We start from the raw sequence: 18,660 nt of genomic DNA on the forward strand, positions 1-18,660 counted from the left end.
GGTCAACGACCGCGGCCGCGTCCCCGCGAGCATCCGCGAGGCCTACGAGAAGGCGAACGGCTGAGCGCACGAGCGCAGCAGCCGGACCCGGTGGCACTGCGTCGCCATCGTGTCGACGAGCCGCACCAGATACGGGGCGCCCCCACCGCCCCGTACGGCCGACAGCGTCGGCAGCAGAAAACTCCTCAACAGACTCGATGCCTTTGCGGGCGATGCGCACGCCGATGCGCTTCCATCGCAGCCGTCTACGCAAGTCGGGTCGGTCGTAGGCTTTGGGGCTTGAAGTACCGGCCTTTATGAGGGTCGTGTCTCGTTTCGTGACCCCCGGCCATGGGCTTCAGTCCTTCACTGTCGTGGGTGCTGGCGGCAGAGACGTCGACGAGGAGGGGCAGTCCGTTCGCGTCCGACAGGACGTCCATCTTGGAACCCGGCTTGCCCCGGTCTACGGGGCTCGGGCCTGTGAGTTCGCCCCCGTTTAAGCCCTGACATGGGCGGTGTCGAGAACGACACGGGTGACATCGATCGGGTCGGCGTCAGCGAGTTGGTGCAGCACCTCCTCATGGAGGCGGCCCCATACGCCGGCTCTCGATCAGATCAGGAACCGACGAGGGGCGGTCGACTTCGATATGCCGAAGCAAGGCGGCAACGCGCGCCAGACCCAGCCGCTGAGCAGCACGTAGACGATGGCCACAAACATCGTCTCATCAGGGGTGTCCTGCGTTCCACCGCCCTGTGGCCGCACCTTCGACGGCGGGATCAACGGCTTCTAGATCTCCCACAGCCTCAGAGATCACCACGCCCGCTGCGCCGGCCGGCTCCGAACACGGAGATCAGTGATAGACCCCTACTCTCTCGTGTCCGACCCCGACCGGTAGATGCTGAAACTCAATGGCCCACCATCACCGTGGGGTCGGCGGCTTTGGCCTTCTTGCGAGGCAGCAGGGCGGCGGGAATGAGGCAGACGGCGATAAGGATGGCTGCCACCAGGAACACCGAGGCGAAGGCGTCCCCCATCTGGTCGCGCACCTCGGCGGGAGAGGTCGCGGTGATGTCCTTGAGGCCGTTGGTGAGCAGCACCGAGAACAGAGCGGTGCCGATCGAGGCCGCCACCTGCTGGACGATGTTCATCAGCGTCGAGCCCCGGGCTACGGTGTGTTCCCTCAGGGTCGCCAGCGCCGATGCCATGATCGGCATCATCGACGCGCCCATCCCGAGGCCCATCACGAAGAGCGCAACGATGATGTAGGTGTATGAGGTGTCGGCGGTCAGTTGTGTGAACATGCCCATGCCGACAGTGATCACTGCTATGCCCGTCAGCACGATCTTGCCGGGGCCGATCTTGTCGGCGAGCATCCCGGCGATCGGCATCGTAATCATCGCGCCGATGCCCTGCGGGGCGAGCAGGAGCCCGGAATCGAGCGCGGACTCGCCGCGCACCTGCTGGAAGTAGAGCGGGAACAGCAGACTGGCGCCGAAGAACGCGACGGCGAACAGCGACATCGCGATCACCGCGATGCTCATGTCTCGGTTGAGGAACAGGCGCAGGTCCACCAGCGGGTGGAGGTTGCGCCGGTGCAATGCCCACGGCACGAACGCGACGATGAGCACCAGTCCGATGACGGCCGGTACGAGCACCTTGACATCCCAGATCGTGCCGGTCTCAGGGATGGACGAGACGCCGTACAGGAAGGTCGCCAGTCCCGGCGAGAGCATCACCATGCCCAGCCAGTCGAAGGTCTCCGACGGCTCTACGTGGTCCTTGGGCAGGACCTTCGCCGCGTAGACCAGCGCGATCACGCCGATCGGCACGTTGATCAGGAAGATCCAGTGCCACGAGGCGGCATCAATCAGCCAGCCGCCGAGGATGGGGCCGAAGATCGGTCCGAGCAGCATGGGGATACCCAGCACTGCCATGACCCGCCCGACCCGCTCCGGGCCGGCAGCACGCGTCAGGATCGTCATGCCCAGCGGCATCAGCATGCCGCCGCCAAGTCCCTGGACGACCCGGAACGCGACCAGCATCTCCAAAGAAGTGGCTGCCGCGCACAGCGCGGAGCCGGCGGCGAACAGGGTGACCGCAAGGAGATAAAGGCGTTTGGTGCCGAACCTGTCTGCGGCCCAGCCGGTGAGCGGGATGACACTCGCCAGAGCCAGCGTGTAGCCCGTCATCGTCCAGGCCACCTGGGCCGAGGTCGCGTCGAACTCCTTCTGGAACGTCCGCAGCCCGACCGACACCACCGTGATGTCGAGGATCGACATGATCCCGCCCAGCACGATCACGCCGGCTACGAGGAGAACCCCCTTGTCCAGCCGGTCGCCGGACTTGTCGAGAGGAGCGCTGCTGTCCCTCTGTTGCGATGTGGTCAATTCTCAGCCTTTCCTGGGAAAAGAACCACCCGCGTTCGGTGGCCCGCCCACTTCCTGGGGCTGCCGGATGGCCGGGGCCGCCTCGCTTAAGCGGGTGACTTCCGCCTCGTGCAGGCCGACCTGAATTCGACCGACGAGCCCCACCCTCACACCAAACGACATGATGGTTCGGAATACTGGTGAACCGTTACAGAACAGGACCGGACCGTACCACCTGCTGGTGGACAGTGGGGGCTGGGTGGTGGCAAGAAATGTGACCCTGCGCGATCAGGTCACAGCCGCCATCCTCGATGCCGCCGCCGTAGTTCTCGCCCAGCGGGGAGAGTGTCAGCATGTCAGAGTTCGCGGCTGCAGCAGGCGTCGGCCGCACCACGCTGTGCTGCTACGTCGCATCCTTCTTGTCGCTAGAGCGGACACTGCGCTGGAAGCACCGCCCCTGTTCGGCAGCCGAACCGACTCGGGGTCTGTTCAGGCGGGTCCGGTGAGCGGGAGGACCAAGCCGTCTCCGGGCCACAGTTCCTGTTCGACCACGAGGCCGGCGAGGAATGTGTTGAGCTCGGCCAGCACCGCGGTGCGCTCGGTGGGCCCGTATGCGATGAAGTCGTCGGTAGCAGCGTTGTACGCACGGACGTGGCTGTGCGGGCCGGTGCACACGAGGGCGCGCGCGATCTCGGGCAGGTCGACGCTGAGAGCATCGCAGTCTCCGGAGCGGACGAGCTGCAGCAGAGCGACGGCGCCTGCTTCACGCACGCCCCGAACCTCACCGATCGCGCACGCCACCACCGCATGCTGCTGCTCAACGCCATGGAGAACGCCGGTTTTACCAACTACGGAACCGAGTTCTGGCACTTCTCAGCCGAGCCGGAAACACAGGAGCGCGACCACCGCCCCTGACCCGGTTGCGCTCCCACAACCGCAACTGACAGAACGCATCGAACGGAGGCACGTATGCCTGACGACACCCAGCAGGCGGACCCAGCCGTCCCGAGCCCGGCGGCCGGAGATGCACCACACGAGCACCACATGCACCTGCTCGGGCGGTACTACCGCCAAGTGGAAGCCGGCCGGAAGACGCTCGAAGTGCGGGTGGCCACCCCGAACAAGCGCGGCATCGGCGTCGGCGACACGGTCGTCTTCCACGATCGGGACACCGGCCGGGAGCTCGACGTCATCGTGCAGCGGATCACCCCGTACCCCTCCTTCGAGCACCTGCTCAGCTCGGAGGACACCGCGCGCATCGACCCAGACTGGCCTCCCGGCGAGCTGCTCGCCAACCTCCGCAGCATCTACCCGCCGGCAAAGGAAGCCCTCGGCGTTCTCGCCCTCGCGTTCGACCACCGCCCTGCCCGGCCCGGCCGGCCCATGCCGATGACGCCCACGCAGTACGCGCAGACCGTCCCCCACCACACGGTGTACGGCTGCCTCTACATCCGCGACGAGCACGACCGGCCGATCCAGCTCCGCTCCGTCTACGGCTCGAGACTCTGGCAATTCCCGGGAGGCAACCTCGACGCCCCAGGCGAGGACCCGCTGCAGACCGCACGGCGCGAAGCCGTCGAGGAGATGGGCCTCGAACTCGGTCTGCACACGCCGAAGCTGCTCCTGACGCACTTCCTGCACGCCGGGCCCCGGCTGCCACTGAACAAGGTGGGGCTCATCTTCGACGGAGGGCGGCTGACCGCCGACCAGCTCGGCCGGATCGGGCTCGATCCCGCCGAGCACGACATGTGGGCCGTCCACGACCTCGCGACCTGGCAGGAGCTGATGGCGCCGCGCTCCTTCGCCCGCCTCGATGCCATCGAACGAGCTCGGCGCGGCAAGGGCCCCGCCTACCTGATCACGCACACTTGATCCCCAGCACCCCACCCAGGAGGCAGCCGTGACCGTCGAGGACACCAACACCCGAGCCTGGCAGATCTACGGCCAGTGCCAACTGGCCCGCACCTACACCCCGCCCATCCCCGCCCATCCCCGACTGGCTCGGCTGGACACCGTGGGAAGGGATCGGATCGGGAGCAGAAGTCCTCGGTGACATCACCGGCCGCCGCGTCCTGGATATCGGATCCGGGACCGGCCGCCACGCCGTCTACCTCGCTCGGGCTTACGGTGCCCGCGTCACCGGCATCGACCTGGCCGCGACCCAGCACGAACGCGCCGTCTGCGCCCACTCGGACGTGGACGGCGTGAAGTTCGTCCAAGCAGACGTGACCGAGTACCTGGCCGGAGCCGAGCCGTTCGACGCCGCGTACGCGATCGGAACGCCGGCCTTCATCGACCAGCACCGCTCGCGTTCGGCGGCGGCCTTGAGTGGCAGGCACCGGCCGCACGTCCGCCGGCCACACACCTCCAAGCGTCCACCTCCCCACCGGCCAAGACCGCCGGCAATGCTCCAGGACAGCTGGTCCCGTCCGGACTGGGGGAACAGGCCGAGAGCGTGACGCAGGGCCGAACGGAGCGCGGTGACATTTCCCGGTGTCTCCGGGCTCGCGGCCAGGCGGAGTGCCTTGTTCAGCTCGGCGCAGCCCTGGCGATACCCGGAGAGTTCACGGACGGGGACTCCCGGCTCGCGCAGAAGACCCTTTGCGTCCTCGGTTTGCCGCCACTGCTTGGCGCCGGGCTCGTCCTGCCGCGTTGGCACAGGAAGCTCCTCTCCGTGTACCTGCCCGTGCCAACGCGTGGCAGGTGTCCCAAGTGGTGTTTCCGGGCCGGTCTTCATCTGATTACAGGTCCTGGGGTTCACGGCGCCGGTGGCGTCGGTGCCGTGGCCATCCTGCTCGGCGGGTCGCCGTGCGATCCCGCCCATCGCCCGCTCCCCGAGCCCATGCGGCTCCATGTGGTCCAGGAACGTGACGCGTCGCTGCTCGGCAGGACCTCCCCGGACCGTGTGAGTCCGGAATTCCTGATCAAGACGTGCCACGACGCAGAGTGGATCGGCGCCGACGTTGAGCGCTTCTGCCACGAACTGCGCAGGTATCGCAACTTCGTCCATCCACGCGCCGAAATCCGCGAAGCCCACGCTCCAGACCGTGACACATTGAACATGTGCTGGCCCGTGGTGAACGCGGTCCTGAACGACCTGGCCGACTCACAGCCAGACACGGCTCGACCGAGGCGGGCTACGCCGCCCCGCGCTCGACTCGTCGAACGAACTTCGGCACGGGGCGGCAGGCCATTGCACGGCCATCTCGGTAACGGACTGTGAAGGGGGCTCCCCGCGCCGCACAGGAACAATCCCATCCCGTGCCCCTACAATGAACCGCCATCTGGGGAGAGTCTGGGGGGAATAAGCGGCCCTGGGGAGCGCGTGGGGAGAATCGACTGCGTAACCGGGCAGGTTCAGATCGAGAAGCGTTCCTTCTCCAGCAGCGGGCGGACCTTGCTCTGGAAGCCACCGGTGCGGAACGGGCCCTGGAGCAGACCGGGGTGCAGATGCTGGGCGAGGGCTGCCGCGATCATGCCCTGGTCCAGTGCGAGCACGAAGTCGCTGACGCGGCCGGTCCCCACGTTCACCGAGTCGCGGAAGCCGTAGCGGTCGTCGTAGGCGCCGAAGTCCCGGTCGAGGGCACGGAGGTTGGCGAGTGCCTCGACCGGAGCCTGCGGCAGGGCGAGGAAGGAGGCGTGCGGGGTGACGACGGCATGTGGGAAGTAGCCGTCCTCCTGCATGCCGATCTCGTCGACTCCGTATACGTCGTACCCGCCCTCGGGGACGCTGGCCGGGGAGAAGCCCCAGTAGCCGTACTTCTCCTGGACGAGGCCGTCCTCGATCTGGCTGCGGACGTAACGCCGGTGGTTCAGGCCCCAGGAGTGCGGGGACCATTCGGGCTCCGGAACGAACAGCGGCACCATCAGCGCCTCGAACATCGAACCGCCCCAGGTGGGCACGAGTTTGCGGCCGCGGTAGGTGTAGTGGCCCTCCCAGACGTTCACCCCGTCGATCGTCCGGTACGCGCCCTCGGGTGCCTGCTCCTGACCCATGCCGGGCAGCAACGTGCGGAAGAGGTGCCAATAGTGGTCGCCCGGCAGCGAGCCGTCGGCGATGCCGAGGTAACTGGCCATGCGCGGTTCGGTGTTGAGGGCGCCGTAGTGGTGGCCGGTGGGCTCGCCCTTGCCCGGCTTGTCCGGCCAAAAACCGCCGCGCAGCTGTCCCGGCCCGGCGACCGGGTCGTTCGGGTCGTAGGGGGTGTAGTAGTACGACCAGTCGGCGGCGGCGAGCAGGGCCGCGACACGGGGACGCAGTTCCGGTGAGGCGTGGGCGGCGATCCTGAGGCCCGTGACGAGCCAGGCGTTATCGACTGTGGAGAGGAACGGGCGCACCGGGTCGCCGGATTCCGGCCAGGTGGTGAGCACCGAACCGTCGTGCGCGTCGTACCAGTTGAACCACCAGCCGTGTGCGCGCTCCAGGCGCTCGACGGCGGAGACGGTGCGGGCGAGGCGCTCGCGCATGGTGGCGGCCGGGATGAAGCCGAGGCCGCCGGCGGCGGCTGTCGACCACAGGCCGCAGCCGATGTTGGTGGGTGAGGTCTGCACGGAGGGCGTGGGCGTGCCGGTTCCGCTGACGTCGATCTTGTCGGAGGCCAGGCCGAAGTCGCTGGTCATAGCCACGACAGACCGATAGGTGGCGGCGAACCACTCCCGCAGCTCGGCGGCCGACCGCTCGCCCGGCACGGGCGGGGCGGGGCGGGGGGCCGCGTGGGCCGCGGTGCCGGTGAGGGACGTGGCGGCGAGCGTGGTGCCCGCGGCGGCGAGGAAACGACGACGGTTCATACGGTCCGACTCCTGTGACGAGGTAGGACGGGAACAAGGCATCTGTCGTGGTGCTGGTGGAACGTGGTCGTACGGGCAGTACGGGTCGTACGGGCATGGTCGGCCGGGAGCCGGCGGGGGTCAGGCCGCCGCCGGCTCCCGGGCCGGGGGCCGGCGCGTCAGATGGACGTGCGCGGCAGTTCGCGGGTGCGGCCGAGGCCGCCGAGCCAGACGGCGGACGGCTTCGCGGTGCGCTCGAACGTCTCCGGGTCGACCGCGATCAGGCCGAAGGTCGGTTTGAAGGAGCCCCACTCGTAGTTGTCGAGGGCGCTCCAGGCGAGGTAGCCCTGGATGTTCAGGCCGTCCTCGATGCCGGCCGCGACCTCGTCGAGGGCGCCGGCGTAGTAGTCGGCGCGGCGGTTGTCGTCGGCGGTGGCGATGCCGTTCTCGGTGACGATCAGCGGCATGTCGCGGCCGATGATCTCGGCGGTGTGGCGGAGGGCGTGGCCGACCGCCCGGGGATAGTACTCCCACCGTGTCAGGGTGCGCTCGGCGTTCTCGGGGGCCGGGACGGGACCGTCGGCGCCGATCTTGGTGCGGGTGTACGACTGGACGCCGATCCAGTCGTCGCCGCGGGCGGCCTCGATGAAGGCGTCCTCGCGGGGGTGGCGGTAGGCGGCGGTGGTGTCTTCGGCGCCGGGCAGCGCCTGGTAGACCTGGTTGGCGATGGTCCAGCCGGCCTTGATGTCCGGGTTGATCGCGCGGACGGCCTTCATGGCTGCGTGGTGGGCGGCGATGATCGCGTGGGTGGTCTCTTCGTCGGGCGTGGGCAGGCCCGCGGGTGGGAAGCCCTTGTCGCCGGACTTGGCGAGGCCGGCCATCACGGCGATCATGTTCGGCTCGTTGATGGTGCAGACGTGGGCGACGCCCTCGCCGATGATCGGCGCGCACTGCTCGACGTAGCGGGCGAACAGGTCCGTGGCGCCGTCGGCGGTCCAGCCGCCGAGGTCCTCGAACCACTGGGGCACGGTGAAGTGGTGCAGGGTGACCATCGGGCGCAGGCCGCGGGCGAGGGCGCCCTCGACCATGCGGCGGTAGTGGGCGATCTCGGCGCGGGAGAAGGTGCCGCGCACCGGCTCGATGCGGGCCCACTCGACGCTGAAGCGGTAGTCGGTGAAGCCGAGCGAGGCGAGCAGGTCCATGTCCTGCTCCCAGCGGTGGTAGCTGTCGCAGGCGTCCAGGCTCGGCTCGGCGATGCCGGCGGCCGGGTCGTGCTCCTTGCGCCACCAGTCGCTGTTGACGTTGTTCCCCTCGATCTGGTGGGCCGCGGTGGAGGCGCCCCACAGGAAGCCGTCGGGGAAGCTGGTCGAGGTGTGCGTCATCGTCCGTTCTGTCTTTCTGGTGCGTGTGGGGGCCATCGGGCGCGCACGCCGCGGGGGGGGATCCCTCGCGGGGCTCCGCCCGGCCGCGGGCGTGCCGGGGTCACTTGAGCCCGGCGGTCGCGATGCCCTGGGTGAAGTGCCGCTGCAGTACGGCGAAGACGAGCAGCACGGGGACGACGACCAGCAGGGAGCCGGCCATCAGCATGCCGTTGCCGCCCGCGACGGTGCGGTTGGGGTCGTTGGCGAAGGTCGCGAGGGCCACCGGCAGCGTGTACTTGCCGGGGTCGTTGGTCGCGATCAGCGGCCAGATGAAGTTGTTCCAGGAGCCGAGGAACGTGAAGATCGTCAGAGTGGCGAGGGCGGGCTTCACCAGCGGGAGCACGATGCGGAAGAAGATGTACCACTCCCCCGCACCGTCCATCCGCGCCGCCTCCAGCAGCTCGTCCGGGACGCCCTGCATGAACTGCCGCATCAGGAAGACCCCGAAGGCGCTCGCCGCGAACGGCAGGACCAGACCGGCGTAGGTGTCGATGAGACCCATCTGGTTCATCAGCACGTACAGCGGGAGGACCATGAGGTTGCCCGGGACCATCAGCGCGGCCAGGACGACACCGAAGATCTTGGAGCGTCCGGAGAAGCGCAGCTTGGCGAGGGCGTAGCCGAGCATCGAGCAGAACAGCAGGTTGCAGACCGTCACGAGCACGGCGACGATCAGCGAGTTCAGGAAGAACCGCGGCATGTCGAGCTGGTCGAGCAGCTCGGTGAAGTTGCCGAGCGTCCAGTGGCTCGGGATCCACACCGGCGGGCTGGCGGTGAGGTCCTTCTTCGTCTTGAAGGCGGACAGCGCCATCCACAAAAACGGCGTGGCCATCACGAGCAGACCCGCGCAGGCGATCAGGTAGAGCAGCGGCTTGCGCAGGGCCGCTTCCCGCGGGCGGTGGTTCGGCGCGGGTGCCGTCGGCGCGCTCATCGGGTGTTGTCCTTCATGAGTCGGAGCTGGAGCACCGTGATGCCCATGATCACGACGAACAGGACGTACGCCATGGCGCTCGCGTAGCCCATGTGGAAGAAGTTGAAGCCCTGCTGGTACATGTTCAGCGACACGGTGAGAGTCGCGTTGGTGGGACCGCCCTGGGTCATGACGAACGGCTCCTCGAACACATTGAGATAGCCGATGGTGGTGATCACGGTGGCGTAGAGCAGGGTGGGCCGCAGCAACGGCACGGTGATGCGGCGCAGTTCCTGGAAGGCGCCCGCCCCGTCGAGTCGGGCCGCTTCGCGTACCTCGGTGGGGATGGCCTGGAGACCGGCGATGAACAGCACCATCACGGTTCCCATGTTGCGCCACACGGCCATCGCGATCAGGGCCGGCATCGCCCAGGTCCGCGAGCCGAGCAGGTCCGGGGTGTGCACGCCGAGCGCCGAGCACAGGCCGGCGATCAGTCCGTCCGAGGGGTCGAGCACGAACCTCCAGACGACGGCCACGGCGACGATGGTGGTGACCACCGGGGCGTAGAAGCCGATGCGGAAGAAGGTGCGGGCTCGGTCGATGCCGTTGTTCAGCAGGAGCGCGACCAGCAGGCCGAGCACGATGGTCAGCGGCACGCCGGCGACCACGAAGTAGGCGGTGTTGAACAACGCCGTGAGGAACGTGTCGTCCTGGAACAGTTGCGTGTAGTTGTCGACGCCGATGAAGTTCGCGTCACCGGGGTGTGTGACGTTGCGCGCGCCGAAGTCGGTGAAGCTCATCAGGAGCGTCGCGACGATCGGGAAGAGCATGAAGACGCCGAACAGCACCAGGAACGGGGCGGAGAACAGCCAGCCGTGCAGGTTGTGCCGGCCGAGCGAGCGCCGGGCCGGCCGGGAGGCGGGAGTTCTCGCGGACTGCCGCTTCTTCGTCACGGCCGCATCCGACGCGGCCTGTCCTGTCGTGGCAGACATGACGGTTACTTGACGAGCCCTTCGATCTGGGACTGGGCCTGGTCCAGCGCGGACTTGGCGGATGAGCTGCCCTGGGTGACGGCGCCGATGGCGGTGTCGACCTTGGAGGTGATCTCGGTCAGCTTCGGCTCGGACGGGATGGTCTTCGACGTCTCGACCTGCTGCTTCCAGATCTTCAGGTCGGGGTCGGTGGAGAGCTTGCCGGTGTTCCAGGCAGCGCGGGCGGCCGGCAGGTCGTTGGTGCGTGTGAACCAGTCGGCCTGCCCCGCCGGGTCGGTCAGGTACTTGATGAAGTCCTTCGCGGCGGCCTTGTGCTGGCTGTCCGCGGAGATCGCGAGGCTGGAGCCGCCGGCCATCGACACCGAGCCCTTGGTGTCGGCCGGGAGCGGGGCGATGGCCCATTTTCCCTTGAGGTCGGGGTAGTTTTCGGCGATCAGACCGGACATCCAGGGGCCGCCGATGAACATCGGCGCTGCGCCGGTGTTGAAGTCCTTGGTGACGTCGTAGCCCGGCGGGACGGACTTCTGGGTCAGGCCCTTCTTGATGTAACTGCTGTAGTAGTCGAGGGCCTTGACCGCCTCGGGTGAGTTGACGACGGGCTTGCCCTTGTCGTCGAGGATCGCGCCGCCCGCCGAGTAGAGGAACGGGTAGAAGCTCTGCACTGTGTCGAGGCCGGCCGACTGGATGTACAGGCCGTACTTGGTGTGCGCCTTGGACTGGTAAGCCGCGGCGTCCTTCTGCAGGTCGGCCATGGTGGCGGGGGCCTGGGCGATGCCGGCCGTCTTCGCGAGGTCGGTGCGGTAGTACAGAACGCGGGTGTCCACGTACCACGGGACGCCGTACGTCTTGCCGTCGTATTGACCCTGCTGCCAGGCGGCGGGGAAGTAGTCGCCCTGCTTGAAGGTTGTGGTGTCGACCGGCTCCAGTGCGCCCATGTCGGCGAACTCACCGAGGTAGCTCCCGCCCATCTGCACCACGTCGGGGAGCTTGCCGGCGGCGGCCGCGGCGACCAGCTTCTGGTGCGCGACGTCCCAGCCCACGGGCGTGACCTTGATGGTGACGTTCGGGTGGGCCTTCTCGTACACCTTGGCGACGTCCCCAAGCTTCTCACCCTCGGTGCCCATGGCCCAGACCGTGAGCGTCTGCTTGGCGCCGGCGGCGACACCAGCGCCACCCGAGCCACCGCAAGCGGTCAGGGCGAGCACGGATGCCAGCGTGAGGGTGATCGAACCGATTGCGGCGGCGCGGTTCATTGGACGGCTCCTCCTCGAGCTTGATGCATGTATGCGCTGCCTGTAAGCGCATACATCACTCTGTTCCAGCCAGTCCCGAACTGACAAGAGGGGCCTTGGTCACACTCCCGTAACGGCCCAGACATCGGCGGGTGTTTCCCATGAGGGCGCGAGACAGGGCAAGGCCCGCACGCATCGGACCCTTTCGAATCGGAGCATTGCCAGGTCAGAAATTTGCAAGAATAAAGCAGAGGTGTGGGAGATTTCACCTCACGTCCCGAAGAGCCTGCCATACGGTGTTCCCAGGGCACGACACCCCAATGCACCCGGCTGAGCTGGCCCAAACAGACTGCTGCAAGGCCCGCAACCCAGGCGCGGCCAGGGTACCCCGCCGGCTCCCGCCCACTTTCGGTTGCTTCGCATGCGCAATCACCCTCCGGCATCTCCCGAAGCTTGTCCGGGGGCAGCCGCATAACGTTCCGTTCGCCGGTACCCCGAAGCGGGCGGTGAACCTACGGCATGCTTGGGGGTAGCGGATGGAGGGATACCTGGGCGTGGCCTACTGGCAGCGCGACTGGCGATGCTTGAGTTCGGGGCCATATGGCAGAGCGACCGCCCCGACTGGATGCCCGCATGCGCCGTTTCCATGGCACCGCGGGCACCGCCTCTGCGCCGCCTCTGCAGGAGAACCGCATACAGGACCATTCAGCGACCGTTGTGCCGCGCTGTGAACTCAGCCCCGCCCACCCGCGCCTGCCTTACCTCTGCGCCGGGCGCTTTCAGAGTGTTGGAGTCGTCTCCGTGCAGCCGCAGCTGGCGCGTCGGGCCACGCTGACCGGGAGCACGCGGGAGACGGGTTCGCCCTCGCCCTTGCTATTCAGGCGGCGCACCAGGAGTTCGGTCGCCTCCTCACCCATGCGCACCATGGGCTGGCGCACTGTGGTGAGGGCGGGCCGTACCAAGCGGCTCAGCGGGATGCCGTCGAAGCCCGTGACGATCACGTCGTCGGGGACCGACAGGCCACGGCGTTCCAGTTCACGCAGGGCGCCCACGGCCGTCTGGTCGTTGGCGAAGACGAAGGCGTCCGGCAGCTCTCCGGGACTCTCGCACAACCGCGCGGCCGCACGGGCGCCCTCCTCCTGCGTCAATCGGTCGAGGCGGAGCGCTGGTTCGTCGCCCGTCTCGACGCCCGCGTCCCGGCAGGCGAGCCGGAAGCCGTCGAAGCGGGCCTGAACGTCCGGCGACTCCTCGACGGTGCCGATGTAGGCGGGGCGCCGGACGCCGTGGTCGACCAGGAGGTGACGAGTCAGCTCGTGCTGACCGTCCTCGTTGGCCACCTCGATGTGGTCGAGATGGTCCAGGAATGCAGTGCCTTCACGAGGGCCCGCAAGCATCACGACCGGCATGCGCCGGGAGATCACTTCGAGTTCCTCGGTGGGCACCGTGCGGGCCATCACCGCGAAGCCGTCGACGCGTCCAGCGACCTTGGCGACCAGCCCTGCGGCGCCACCCTTCAGCGAGGCGGCGATGAGCAGGGCGTAGCCGTGACGGCGGGCGGCGCGTTCCATGCCCCGGATGATCTGATCCGAGTAGAGCATGGCTGTGTCGTCGTCCTCAGTATCGGCCGCGGGGTCGCCGTAGTCGGGGAAGCACAGGCCGATCACGCCGGTGGAGCGGCTCGCCAGACCGCGGGCGTTGCCGCTGGGGACATAGCCGAGTTCGCGGGCTGCGGCGAGCACCCGTTCGCGGGTGGAGGCGCGGACCGAATCGGGAGTGCGGTAGACACGGGAGACAGTGGCGATGGAGACGCCCGCGCGCTCCGCCACGTCGTACACGGTAGGCGCGGCTGTCACGATGCGGTTCCGTTCACCGGTCGGGGCCGCCCGTGCCGACAACACCATCGTCGCGGAGGCCCGAAAGAAAATGAAAGCGCATTCACTGTAGGTCTCGGGGGCCTGATCAGGCAAGCCATGATCATGGGGAAATGGGATGGTCGACGGTTTGAGCCTTGCGATGGTCTGCTCGACTTCGTTGCGGCGTCGGTAAACGTCATGTCGAACCCTGTGGGCAAGCCGCCTTGACTGCCGCGGCGCAGGCGGTTGGCTCGCTGGCCTCGCGGCCAGGGTGATCGTGTACTTGATCTGGCGTCTCCGTAGGCGACCCTCGTTGCGACGGGAGGATGTCTTGTCGCCCCAACGCACTCCGGCCGAATTCGCGGACACCGCTAGCTAGAGGCTGATCAAAATAGGCTTTCAATGCCCGGCCGCCGTCTCCTGCGACTTCACAAACGTTCAGCTCACGTACCCGGCCGACGCCGCGGAGATGGCGCCTAGGCCCCCCGCGACCGCCCTCGTGGCGGCGGAACAGGCCGGCGAAACTTCCTCGTCGAGCGAGGCCACGACCGGCCGGCCCGCCCGGCTGATAGTGGGATGTGACGGTTGTCGTCGCCGAACCTGGCCGTCGGTGCCCTGATGATTCACCGGGCAGTCCGTCGTGGGCCGGGTCAGTCGTGGCCACTTGCCGCGGCCGCCATGAGCGGTTCCGCAGCGTCTTCGGTCGTATCCGGAGGCAAGACCAGCAGATCCCAGCGCCCCCAGCCCGGGGCGAGTAGGACGATGGTGTGCGGGGCTGATGCCGCCACGGTCCTGTGCAGTCGTACGACCTGGTTGAGGACGAAGATCCGGCCGGGCACCGCGGACCACGTCGCCCCGTTGACGGTGACGCTGGTGATGTGGCGCCACGCGCGCGGCAATCCAGCGAGCAGCTGAGGGAGTTCGGCAAGCAGGTCGTACGAACGGGGCCACCACGCTCCGTCGATGGGCCGGGGCATGCCACTGCCGGATGCGAGACGCAGCCGGAGGACGGGGTGGGAGGGAGGCGGGGACTGGAGTGCGGTGGCCATGAAGACTCCTGCCAACTGTCTTAAGGGTTGAGTGGTTGGCATCGGGCACGACGGGCCGCGACCCGCTCCGCCGTCGGCCAGCGCACGTCGTGCACCCAGCCGAGGCGTTCGAGGAGGCGGATGACGGCGGCGGAGGGATCGAGCTGGCCGCGGTCGACGCCGTGGCGGGCGCTGGTGGGGTCAGCGTGGTGAAGGTTGTGCCAGCTCTCGCCGAACGAGAGCAGGGCGAGGGTCCACAGATTGGTGGCCCGGTCGTGGCGGCGGGTGCGGAACGGGCGCTCACCGATCATGTGGCAGAGGGAGTTCACGCTCCAGGTGACGTGATGGAGCAGCGCGATGCGGACAAGTCCCGCCCACAGCAGGGCGGTCACGCCGTGCCGCCATGTACCGCCGATGAGCCAGCCCACCGCGAACGGCAGCGCGAGCGTGAGGACACATAATGCCGGGAAGGCGCGGGCGACGGCGCGGATGTCGCGGTCGGCCAGCAGGTCGGGGGCATAGCGCTCCGGCGGCGTACGGTCGTTGCGGAACAGCCAGCCGACGTGCGCGTGCAGCAGCCCGCGCAACTGGCCTCGCAGATGCGTGCCGTAACGGTACGGGGAGTGCGGGTCCCCCGGCCGGTCGGTGAAGGCGTGATGGCGGCGGTGGGTGGCGACCCAGCCGATGACGTCGCCCTGGAAACTCATCGAGCCGGCCACCGCGAGCGCGATCCGCACGGGACGGACGGCCCGGTAGCCGCCGTGGGTGAGGCCGCGGTGGAAGCCGACGGTGACGCCGAGACCTGTGATCGTGTATAGGACGAAAGCGAGCACGATGTCGGCGGGATGGATGAGACTCCCCCACAGCAGCCAGCCGGCGAGACTGATCGCCACGAACGGCAGGACGACGATCACCGCGGTCACTGTGACATACAGCCGGTCACTGCCGCTACGCGCGGGCGCCGGGCCGTCGGGCGGGAACGGGGACGTCCCGTCGTAGGCCTGGGGCGGCGGGGCGGGGTCCGACGGTGTGACCGTCGGGGACGTGGTGGGACTGAGTGGCATACGTGGCTCCTCGGCCTAGATGCAGATGGCGCGGCCGGGGTCACGGGCTGCCCCTGTGAGGGGATTCGCGAGGGTGAAGCCAGTTCGGACACTGGCATACGAAGAGTCCTCGCTCGCTTCACCATACTCCTGCTCGCTCCTAGATGAGGCGGCCCGGATCGCGTGGCCACCGCGTTGACACGGACCGTGGCCGGACGTTGCGTGGCAGCACGGTGCAGGACCATGCCCCCTCCGGACCACGCGGCGAAGCATTCCGCCCTCCCGCCTCGCCCAGCCCCCGCGGGAACCCACCTACCGGACAACAGAGAGGCCCGCCATGACCGTTTCACGGGCCATCAGGAACCAGGCGCAGACGATGAAGGGCGGTCACGGAAGAGCTCGGCCGGGTCACGCGCAACAGGCGACCGCAGCGCCGAGGCAGGGCCGGCCGGTTTTCGGAAGCGTGAAGCAGGCCGCGGAGAAGGCCGAGGGCGCCTTCAGGCGGAACGAAAGCGGCCCCCGATGATGTACGACCAAAAACACGCGCCCAGCAGCCCGCGGGCCAGGCCCGGGGCACCGCCGAGCGCCGCCGCTCCCGTCGGACGAACAGGACAAGATCGTCCAACGCCTCCGGCACGCCCTCAACACCTTTGCCGACACCCCGCGCGAGGCGCTGGAAGAGGCCGAGAGCGCCTATGACGAAGCCACGGCCCAGCTCGTGGACGCCCTCGCGGAACGACGGCGTCTCCTTCGCCGGCTGGCAGGACCAGACCAGGCCCGGAGGCATAGTCCGACGGACTCCAGCTCGCGCTGAGGCAGTACCCGGAGATCACCCAGCGATTGCTCGACATCTAGGCATCATCTAGGCAGCCACTACTCCGCGCCGCGGCGGAGCGCAGAGTAGTGTGGGCAGCACCGAGGGCATTTCGCACACCGGCTGCCATGCCGGGTCGTTCTTGGCGAAAGACGAAACCCGGGCCGCCGCAGAGGCGGCCCGGAGACGGGTCCGCATCATGTCGGCGACCTTGCTTTCAACCCTGCCGCAGCCCGAGCCCGTCGCAGCCCCGGCCGCGCGTCTCGCTCTGAAGATCGACGGCACCTCCCGGGGGCTCCTGGACGGGGCCTGGTGGCCCCGCTCCCGGGATCTGCTGCGCGAACTGCCCGCACTCACCGACGTGTTGGACCCCTTGTGGGGCCGCATCACCCGTATCGCCGTCAACCCGGAGCACTGGCCGGTCATCCCCCGCAAGGTTCCCGTCGACGGCCACATCGTCAAGGTCGGCTGGTTCACCCCGGAGATCGACCCGCACAAGCTGCTGCTGCTCTCCTACGGCACCGGGCGCTGGGACCTGCTGGTCATCCCGCCCGAGACCGCGGCGGCGTCCGCGGCCCGTCTGATGGCTGCCGCGTCCGACTACGACGGCCCGCCGCTGACCGCGAGCGCTCTCATCGCCGCGGACGAGGCCCGGCAGGGCGTCTCCGCGACCGACGGGCCAACGGACCCGGACGAGGCATGGGAGTACGAGGGCGGCGCCCCCGCAGTGCCCGCGGCGGTTCCGGAACCCGGTCCGCCCGGGGCCAGCGGCCTGATCATCGGTATGTGAGGTGGCCGCAATGAACGCCTTCCTGACGGCCGCCGCCTTCGTGGTTCTCATCGCAGGGGCGGCATACGTGATCCACCGGCTCAACATCCAGCACGCCGAGAGGACCGCCGTACACCGGTACAGCGCCCCCCTGCCCGGCCGCCGCGACCGCGGCACCCCGCAGCCCCCGTTGGGACCGGACCGGTCCGAGTCGCCGACCATCGTCGAACGGCGGGACCACCGCGACGAGAACCGCCATTTCCCACCGCGCCGCCGCAGCCGTACCACTCACCACAGGTAACCAGCCGGTTGCCGTCGCCGGGCCATCGACTGTGCGAGGAGCGGCCGCGTCCCCCATGAACCGAGGCGTCATGACTCTTCCGCAGGTCAACTACTCAGCCGTGAAACGTGCCGTGAACGACCGAGCTTGTTGACTCGGTTCGATACGGCTTTGTTTATGCTCCCGACTGCCCCCTACGACAGGGCGGTCACGGGTCACATCTGCCGGTCCCCGCTCAGACGGGGGCCGGGTCGGGCATGTTGACGAATACCCACGCCGTGGCCCCTCGCGTAGCGATGTTGACCCCGGCGACGTGGTCGGCCGGCCCAGCGAGGCCGCACGGACGACAGTGGAAGTGGTCCCGGGTGCGCCGGTTGGCGCGCCCGGTGTGGCCGCAGCGCGGGCAGAACTGCGAAGTGTAGGCCGGGTCCACGGCCGTCGACACCGAAGTCACCGAGACCGTCCATCAGGGCCTGGCCGCACGGGAGTTACTGCCTGCCGAGCACGACGTCGACGCTGGCTATGTCACCGCCGCGCACATCGTCACCGCCCGGAACGAGTACGGGATCGAGTTGATGGGGCCGGTCGGACTGGACACCTGCCACGAAACCCACGAAGGCGAGCACCTCACGCAGAGCGCCTTCACCATCGACTGGCAGACCCGCAAGGTCACCTGCCCCGAGGGCAAGATCAGCGCCAGCTGGTCCGACCAGCGAAAGAGCAGCGGAACTCCCATCGCGCGGGTGCACTTCACCGCCCAGGACTGCGGCAGTTGCCCCGTGCGCGAAAAGTGCACCAAGGCGGCGAACGGCAAATGGGGCCGCAGCCTGACCCTGCTTCCCCAAGACCAGCACGAGGCGCTGGAAGCGCAGCGCCGCGAGCAGCTGACCGACAAGTGGCAGCAGCGTTACAACATCCGCGCTGGCGTTGAGGGCACGATCTCCCAGGCGGTCCGGCGCACCCGCATCCGCCGAACCCGCTTCACCGGCCTGCCCAAGACCCACCTCGGCCACGTCTTCGCCGCCACCGCCATCAACATCATCCGACTCGACGCCTGGCTCACCCAAACCCCACCCGGCCAGACCAGGACCTCGCATCTAGCCCGACTTGACCTAGTGCCGCATCAGGCAACGTTTGCCCTGTTGTGATGTGACGCGCCGTCCGGATGCTGTGTTGGACGGCGCGTGGGCGTCATTCTGTCCGGGTGG

Annotated in this window: 20 protein-coding genes and 2 pseudogenes; 8 read left to right on the top strand and 14 right to left on the bottom strand. The window is 68.3% G+C overall.

What is annotated here, in order from left to right:
• On the top strand, window positions 1-64 hold a 64-nt coding region (locus ADL25_RS49565; RefSeq protein ID WP_234381189.1), incomplete at its 5' end, for an Lsr2 family protein.
• On the opposite strand, the gene ADL25_RS49570 is transcribed toward ADL25_RS49565, so the two are convergent.
• The 4 genes and pseudogenes from ADL25_RS49570 to ADL25_RS50145 all read right to left on the bottom strand — a co-directional run bounded on the left by ADL25_RS49570 (window position 43) and on the right by ADL25_RS50145 (window position 3,117).
• A complete protein-coding gene (locus ADL25_RS49570) occupies window positions 43-189 on the bottom strand; it encodes a hypothetical protein (protein WP_159045163.1) in 147 nt (48 codons plus the stop codon). The genes ADL25_RS49565 and ADL25_RS49570 overlap by 22 nt on opposite strands.
• Window positions 143-760 (bottom strand): annotated as a pseudogene (locus ADL25_RS48760) (transposase); the annotation flags it as partial. The gene ADL25_RS49570 and the pseudogene ADL25_RS48760, both read right to left, overlap by 47 nt.
• Window positions 761-885: 125 nt before the next feature.
• A complete protein-coding gene (locus tag ADL25_RS44540) occupies window positions 886-2,280 on the bottom strand; it encodes a DHA2 family efflux MFS transporter permease subunit (RefSeq protein ID WP_234381311.1) in 1,395 nt (464 codons plus the stop codon).
• A 555-nt stretch (window positions 2,281-2,835) separates the two neighbouring features.
• The gene (locus tag ADL25_RS50145) at window positions 2,836-3,117 is read right to left on the bottom strand and encodes a hypothetical protein (protein WP_181923400.1); all 282 of its coding nucleotides are present in this window, start codon (window positions 3,115-3,117) and stop codon (window positions 2,836-2,838) included.
• A 36-nt stretch (window positions 3,118-3,153) separates the two neighbouring features.
• Between ADL25_RS50145 and ADL25_RS51435 the strand changes: the two genes are divergently transcribed.
• The 4 genes from ADL25_RS51435 to ADL25_RS44555 are packed head-to-tail and all read left to right on the top strand — an operon-like array spanning window position 3,154 to window position 4,805.
• Window positions 3,154-3,261: a M15 family metallopeptidase gene (locus ADL25_RS51435; RefSeq protein WP_234381312.1), complete on the top strand. Its 108-nt coding sequence runs from the start codon at window positions 3,154-3,156 to the stop codon at window positions 3,259-3,261.
• A gap of 54 nt (window positions 3,262-3,315) precedes the next feature.
• A complete protein-coding gene (locus ADL25_RS44550; RefSeq protein ID WP_234381313.1) occupies window positions 3,316-4,218 on the top strand; it encodes an NUDIX domain-containing protein in 903 nt (300 codons plus the stop codon).
• A gap of 28 nt (window positions 4,219-4,246) precedes the next feature.
• Window positions 4,247-4,399, top strand: coding sequence for a hypothetical protein (locus ADL25_RS51440; RefSeq protein ID WP_234381314.1), 153 nt, complete (start codon window positions 4,247-4,249; stop codon window positions 4,397-4,399).
• Between the two features lie 25 nt (window positions 4,400-4,424).
• Window positions 4,425-4,805, top strand: a complete 381-nt coding sequence (locus tag ADL25_RS44555; protein WP_234381315.1) for a class I SAM-dependent methyltransferase — start codon at window positions 4,425-4,427, stop codon at window positions 4,803-4,805.
• 898 nt (window positions 4,806-5,703) lie between these two features.
• Here ADL25_RS44555 and ADL25_RS44560 read toward each other — a convergent pair.
• From ADL25_RS44560 to ADL25_RS44595, 9 genes and pseudogenes are all read right to left on the bottom strand, one after another.
• Window positions 5,704-7,131: a glucoamylase family protein gene (locus tag ADL25_RS44560; protein ID WP_059133702.1), complete on the bottom strand. Its 1,428-nt coding sequence runs from the start codon at window positions 7,129-7,131 to the stop codon at window positions 5,704-5,706.
• Window positions 7,132-7,289: 158 nt separating this feature from the next.
• The gene (locus tag ADL25_RS44565; protein WP_059133703.1) at window positions 7,290-8,492 is read right to left on the bottom strand and encodes a glycoside hydrolase family 1 protein; all 1,203 of its coding nucleotides are present in this window, start codon (window positions 8,490-8,492) and stop codon (window positions 7,290-7,292) included.
• A gap of 100 nt (window positions 8,493-8,592) precedes the next feature.
• On the bottom strand, window positions 8,593-9,462 hold the full coding sequence (locus ADL25_RS44570) for a carbohydrate ABC transporter permease (RefSeq protein WP_059133704.1): 870 nt from the start codon (window positions 9,460-9,462) through the stop codon (window positions 8,593-8,595).
• A complete protein-coding gene (locus ADL25_RS44575) occupies window positions 9,459-10,433 on the bottom strand; it encodes a carbohydrate ABC transporter permease (RefSeq protein ID WP_079051045.1) in 975 nt (324 codons plus the stop codon). The genes ADL25_RS44570 and ADL25_RS44575 overlap by 4 nt, the downstream gene beginning before the upstream one ends.
• 5 nt (window positions 10,434-10,438) lie before the next feature.
• Window positions 10,439-11,686: a sugar ABC transporter substrate-binding protein gene (locus tag ADL25_RS44580; protein WP_059133706.1), complete on the bottom strand. Its 1,248-nt coding sequence runs from the start codon at window positions 11,684-11,686 to the stop codon at window positions 10,439-10,441.
• Window positions 11,687-12,444: 758 nt separating this feature from the next.
• A complete protein-coding gene (locus tag ADL25_RS44585; RefSeq protein ID WP_059133712.1) occupies window positions 12,445-13,518 on the bottom strand; it encodes a LacI family DNA-binding transcriptional regulator in 1,074 nt (357 codons plus the stop codon).
• A 147-nt stretch (window positions 13,519-13,665) separates the two neighbouring features.
• Window positions 13,666-13,883 (bottom strand): annotated as a pseudogene (locus ADL25_RS50150) (IS5/IS1182 family transposase); the annotation flags it as partial.
• A 285-nt stretch (window positions 13,884-14,168) separates the two neighbouring features.
• Window positions 14,169-14,567, bottom strand: a complete 399-nt coding sequence (locus ADL25_RS44590; RefSeq protein ID WP_059133707.1) for a DUF5994 family protein — start codon at window positions 14,565-14,567, stop codon at window positions 14,169-14,171.
• 20 nt (window positions 14,568-14,587) lie between these two features.
• On the bottom strand, window positions 14,588-15,610 hold the full coding sequence (locus ADL25_RS44595) for an acyl-CoA desaturase (protein ID WP_059133708.1): 1,023 nt from the start codon (window positions 15,608-15,610) through the stop codon (window positions 14,588-14,590).
• An 884-nt stretch (window positions 15,611-16,494) separates the two neighbouring features.
• Between ADL25_RS44595 and ADL25_RS44600 the strand changes: the two genes are divergently transcribed.
• Together ADL25_RS44600 and ADL25_RS44605 are read left to right on the top strand one after the other, a co-directional pair.
• Complete coding sequence (locus ADL25_RS44600; protein WP_059133709.1) at window positions 16,495-17,193, top strand: DUF5994 family protein; 699 nt, start codon at window positions 16,495-16,497, stop codon at window positions 17,191-17,193.
• A 10-nt stretch (window positions 17,194-17,203) separates the two neighbouring features.
• Window positions 17,204-17,473: a hypothetical protein gene (locus ADL25_RS44605; RefSeq protein ID WP_059133710.1), complete on the top strand. Its 270-nt coding sequence runs from the start codon at window positions 17,204-17,206 to the stop codon at window positions 17,471-17,473.
• 214 nt (window positions 17,474-17,687) lie between these two features.
• Here the strand turns inward: ADL25_RS44605 and ADL25_RS47685 are convergent, their stop codons facing one another.
• Window positions 17,688-17,906 carry a zinc ribbon domain-containing protein gene (locus ADL25_RS47685; RefSeq protein WP_324614100.1) on the bottom strand — a complete coding sequence of 73 codons (219 nt, stop codon included), beginning with the start codon at window positions 17,904-17,906 and terminating at the stop codon, window positions 17,688-17,690.
• Between the two features lie 121 nt (window positions 17,907-18,027).
• Between ADL25_RS47685 and ADL25_RS44610 the strand changes: the two genes are divergently transcribed.
• The gene (locus ADL25_RS44610; protein ID WP_059133711.1) at window positions 18,028-18,600 is read left to right on the top strand and encodes a transposase; all 573 of its coding nucleotides are present in this window, start codon (window positions 18,028-18,030) and stop codon (window positions 18,598-18,600) included.
• Window positions 18,601-18,660 lie beyond the last annotated feature (60 nt).

The sequence above is a fragment of the Streptomyces sp. NRRL F-5122 genome (assembly GCF_001507435.1).
Classification (GTDB): domain Bacteria; phylum Actinomycetota; class Actinomycetes; order Streptomycetales; family Streptomycetaceae; genus Streptomyces; species Streptomyces lannensis.